This window comes from Lysobacter arseniciresistens ZS79 (genome assembly GCF_000768335.1).
GTDB classification, from domain to species: domain Bacteria; phylum Pseudomonadota; class Gammaproteobacteria; order Xanthomonadales; family Xanthomonadaceae; genus Novilysobacter; species Novilysobacter arseniciresistens.
Map to the genome: position 1 here is coordinate 1 of NZ_AVPT01000057.1, position 4,723 is coordinate 4,723.

At 71.3% G+C, this 4,723-nt stretch carries 4 protein-coding genes; 2 read left to right on the forward strand and 2 right to left on the reverse strand.

What is annotated here, in order from left to right:
* On the reverse strand, window positions 1-1,170 hold a 1,170-nt coding region (gene rhlB / locus N799_RS13845), incomplete at its 3' end, for an ATP-dependent RNA helicase RhlB (RefSeq protein ID WP_036213837.1).
* Between the two features lie 243 nt (window positions 1,171-1,413).
* Between rhlB and trxA the strand changes: the two genes are divergently transcribed.
* Both trxA and rho read left to right on the forward strand, forming a co-directional pair.
* Window positions 1,414-1,740 carry a thioredoxin TrxA gene (gene trxA, locus N799_RS13850; protein ID WP_036213840.1) on the forward strand — a complete coding sequence of 109 codons (327 nt, stop codon included), beginning with the start codon at window positions 1,414-1,416 and terminating at the stop codon, window positions 1,738-1,740.
* A 280-nt stretch (window positions 1,741-2,020) separates the two neighbouring features.
* A complete protein-coding gene (gene rho, locus N799_RS13855; protein WP_036213843.1) occupies window positions 2,021-3,784 on the forward strand; it encodes a transcription termination factor Rho in 1,764 nt (587 codons plus the stop codon).
* 70 nt (window positions 3,785-3,854) lie between these two features.
* Here rho and N799_RS13860 read toward each other — a convergent pair.
* Window positions 3,855-4,723: ankyrin repeat domain-containing protein (locus N799_RS13860; protein WP_203225060.1), on the reverse strand; the 869-nt coding region annotated here is incomplete at its 5' end.

Consider the following 4,723-nt stretch of genomic DNA (forward strand, 5'->3'; position numbering starts at 1 on the left):
CAGCAGGTCGGCCTCGACCGGCGCGGTCGGCAGTTTCTGCTCGATGTAGGCCTCGATGTCCGGCAGGCCCATCGCGTAGCGCTCGCAGGCGAAGCTGATCGCGTCGCCCTCGGCGCCCAGCCGCGCGGTGCGGCCGATGCGGTGCACGTAGTCCTCGGCGTCGAACGGCAGGTCGTAGTTGTAGACGTGGCTGACGCCGTCGATGTGCAGGCCGCGCGCGGCGACGTCGGTCGCCACCAGGATCTCCAGCTGGCCCTTCTGGAAGCGGTTGAGCAGGGTCTCGCGCTTCTTCTGCGGCACGTCGCCGCTCAGCACGCCGACCCGGTAGCCGCCGCGCTCCAGCGCCCGCGCGACCCGCTCGACCCAGGCCTTGGTGTTGACGAACACCATCGTGCGCGCGCCCTCGCTGCGCGACAGCAGGCCCAGCAGCAGCGGGATCTTCTCCTCGTCGGCCGGGAAATACACGCGCTGGCGGACCTTGGCCGCGGTGATCGTCTCGGCCTCGACAACGAGCTTCTCGGGCTCGTTCATGTGCTCGTAGGCCAGCTCCAGCACGCGGTGGCTGAGGGTGGCACTGAACAGCAGGGTCTGGCGCTCGGTGCGGATCGGCATGCGCCGCAGCAGGAAGCGGATGTCCTTGATGAAGCCGAGGTCGAACATGCGGTCGGCCTCGTCCAGCACGCACATCTCGCAGGCGTGCAGGCTGACCACCTTGTGCTGCTTGACGTAGTCGATCAGCCGGCCCGGGGTGGCGATGATCACGTCGACGCCCTGCTGCAGCAGTTCGCGCTGTTTGTCGTAGTCGACGCCGCCGTAGACCAGGGCGAACTTGAGGCCGAGGTCGCTGCCGAACTTCACCGCGTCCTTGTGGATCTGGATCGCCAGTTCGCGGGTCGGGGCGAGGATCAGCGCGCGCGGGTCGCCGGGGTTGCGCTCGGCCAGCGCCGGGCGGGTCAGCAGACGGTTCATCACCGCGACCAGGAAGGCGAGGGTCTTGCCGGTGCCGGTCTGGGCCTGGCCGGCGACGTCGCCGCCCTTCAGCGCGACCGGCAGGGTCATCGCCTGGATCGGGGTGCAGCGGGTGAAGCCGGCGGCCTCCAGCCCGGCCAGCAGGCTCGGGTGCAGGTCGAAGGAGGAGAAGGAAATATCGGTAAGGGGCTTGTCGCTCATGCGGGTCCGGGTGCTCTGGAGGGCTTGCGAGGGGCGTGGCCGGGCCTGCCAGGGCCGCGGCGCGGGCGCGCCTTGCGTGGGTGGCGTCCGCCAAGCAGACTGCCGGGGTCGGCCAGTTTTCGTCCCTGACCGCAGCGCGCGGGGCCTTGAAGCCACCGCGAAACACCCCAGTCTAACGCGTAACCCCGGGCAATCGCCGGGCGGCGGTCATCGTCCGCCCCCGCCCCACCGCAGGAGAAGCTTGTGAGCGACAAAATCATGCAGGTCGGCGATGCCGATTTCGATACCGCCGTGCTGCAGTCGTCCGAACCCGTGCTGGTCGACTTCTGGGCCGAGTGGTGCGGCCCGTGCAAGATGATCGCGCCGGCGCTGGACCAGCTGGCCGAGGAGTACGCCGGCAAGGTCAGGATCGCCAAGGTCAACGTCGACCACAACCGCGCCACGGCGATGAAGTACCACGTGCGCTCGATCCCGATGCTGCTGCTGTTCAAGGACGGCCAGGTGCAGGAAACCCAGATCGGCGCGGTCGGCAAGGGCCAGCTGGCGCAGATGATCGACAAGGCGCTCTGACGCCGCGTCCCGGGCGGCACCCGCGCCGCCCGGCCCTGTCGACGCCCGCCGCGGCCGGCGTCGACATGAACCGCGGGCCCCGCCCCGCTTGCGGGCGCCCCGGCCGCGGTGCTAGTTTCGCAACACCCGGCGCCTGAACGGTTGCAACGACCGGCCCCGCGGACTCCCGCCCGGCCGGTTTCGCCAGACCCGCTCCCCGCCGCACCCTTCTCGATACCTTTCGTCCCAGACGCTCCGCCCGCCCGCCGCGGGCGCTCGCCGCTTAGCGAGGAAACCCCGCTTGTCCGATAACACCCCCGACGCCGGCGAAACCGCCGAAAAGCGCGTGCGCAAGCCGCGTGCCAGCAAGGCCGACGCCGCTCCCGCCGCAAGCAAAAGCGAGCCGACCAGCGAGCCGAAGGCCGCCCGGGCCGACGCCCCGGCCAGCGCCGACACCGGCGCCGAGTCGAAGCCCGCGCCCGCACCCGCCCGCAACGAGGCCCCGGCCGCAACCGGCGACGGTGGTGGCGAAGGCGCCCCCCGCGCCACCCCGTCGGCTGACAACGCGCCCCGGGACAACGCCTCCAAGGACAACCCGCCGCGCGACCACCAGTCGCAGGGCCAGCGCAACGACGGCCCGCGCGGCGGCGACCAGGACGGCGGCCGCGGCAACCGCCGCGAGCGCTTCCGCAACAAGCGCGACCGCAACCGCAACCGCGACCGCGACGGCCTGCCCAGCGACGACGGCGGCAACGAGAACTTCGTCCCGCGGCCCAACCCGCAGGTGCCCGAGGGCTTCCCGAGCTACACCCTGACCGACCTCAAGCGGATGCCGGCGCACAAGCTGCTGGAGATCGCCGAGCAGCTGAGCATCTCCGAGGGCGTCGCCCGCGCGCGCAAGCAGGACGTCATCTTCGCCGTGCTGAAGGTGCTGACCCGCCACGGCGAGGGCGTCGTCGCCGACGGCGTGCTGGAGATCCTGCCCGACGGCTTCGGCTTCCTGCGCGCGGCCGAGGCCAGCTACCTGGCCGGCCCTGACGACACCTACATCAGCCCGAGCCAGATCCGCCGCTTCAACCTGCGCACCGGCGACCACCTGTCCGGCCGCATCCGCTTCCCGAAGGACGGCGAGCGCTACTTCGCGCTGTCGATCGTCGACACGATCAACGGCGAGCCGCTGGAAGCGAGCAAGAACAAGGTCCTGTTCGAGAACCTCACCGCGCTGTTCCCGCGCCGCAAGTTCCGGCTGGAGCGCGGCGACGGCAGCACCGAGGACATCACCGGCCGCATCCTCGATTTGATGGCCCCGCAGGGCAAGGGCCAGCGCGCCCTGATCGTCAGCCCGCCGAAGGCCGGCAAGACGATGATGATGCAGCAGGTCGCGACCGCCATCACCCACAACCACCCGGACGTGCACCTGATCGTGCTGCTGATCGACGAGCGGCCCGAGGAGGTCACCGAGATGCAGCGCACCGTGCGCGGCGAGGTGATCAGCTCGACCTTCGACGAGCCGGCCGCGCGCCACGTGCAGGTGGCCGAGATGGTGATCGAACGGGCCAAGCGCCTGGTCGAGCACAAGAAGGACGTGGTCATCCTGCTCGACTCGATCACCCGCCTGGCGCGCGCGTACAACAACGTGGTGCCGAGCTCGGGCAAGGTGCTGTCGGGCGGCGTGGACGCCAACGCCCTGCACCGCCCGAAGCGCTTCTTCGGCGCCGCCCGCAACGTCGAGGAAGGCGGCTCGCTGACCATCATCGCCACCGCGCTGGTCGATACCGGCAGCAAGATGGACGAGGTGATCTACGAGGAGTTCAAGGGCACCGGCAACTCCGAGGTGCACCTGAACCGCCGCATCGCCGAGAAGCGCGTCTACCCGGCGATCGACATCAACCGCAGCGGCACCCGCCGCGAGGACCTGCTGATCGAGCCGGAGTTGCTGCAGAAGATCTGGATCCTGCGCAAGCTGCTGCACGGCATGGACGAGATCGGCGCGATGGAGTTCCTGCTCGACAAGATGAAGAACTCCAAGTCCAACGACGAGTTCTTCGCCTCGATGAAGCGCTGAGCGGTCGACGCCACACGCCGGAAAAGCCCCGCGATTGCGGGGCTTTTTTTGTGCCTGCCCGGGTGTACCGCTAGCGCCGGTCGCGCAGGAACCGCGCCATCGACACGTCGCCGCCGGGTGGGCCGGGCGGGGCGAACTCGGCGGCGATGTCGACGAAGCCGCGCATCACCGCGATCTCGCGCGGGCTGCGGTTGAGGCCGTCGCGCAGGTCGGGGTCGGCGCCGGCGCGCAGCAGCCACTGAACCACGTGCAGCAGGCCGTGCAGCGCGGCCAGGTGCAGCGGGCCGAAACCGCGCGGGTCCTGCACGTCGAGCCGGGCGTCGTGGTCGGTCAGCTGCTCCAGCGCCGCGACCAGCACCGCCTCGTCGGCGGCGCTGCCGGGTTCGGCGCGCGCCCCCAGCAGCAGCAGCAGCGGGGTCGCGCCGCCGGCCTCGGCGTCGATGTCGGCATCACCGTTGGCCAGCAGCAGGGTGTCGAACAATGCGACCAGGCGGGTGCGCTCGCGCGCGCTGAAACCGAACATCGCCGCGCAGTGCATCGCGGTGCGGCCCTGCGCGTCGACCGCGCGGACGTCGGCACCGGCACCGAGCAGGCGCGCGGCGAGGTCGGGCAGGCCGAGCGCGCAGGCGACCATCAAGACGGTCAGTTCGCCCGGCAGGCGCTGCTCGATGTCGGCGCCGGCGGCGAGCAGGCGGTCGACGATCTCGGCGTGGCGCATGCTGACGGCGGCCGACAGCGGGGTCGCGCCGGACCCGGCCGCGCGCTGCGGGTCGGCGCCGCGGGCCAGCAGCAGGTCGACCACCGCGCGGTGGCCACCGCCGGCCGCGCGCAGCAGGGCGCTGCAGCCCTGGCTGTCGGTGGCGTCGACCGGCAGGCCGAGGTCGAGCAGGCGGCGCACCGCGTCGGCGTCGCCAACGATCGCCGCGGCGGGCACGTCGG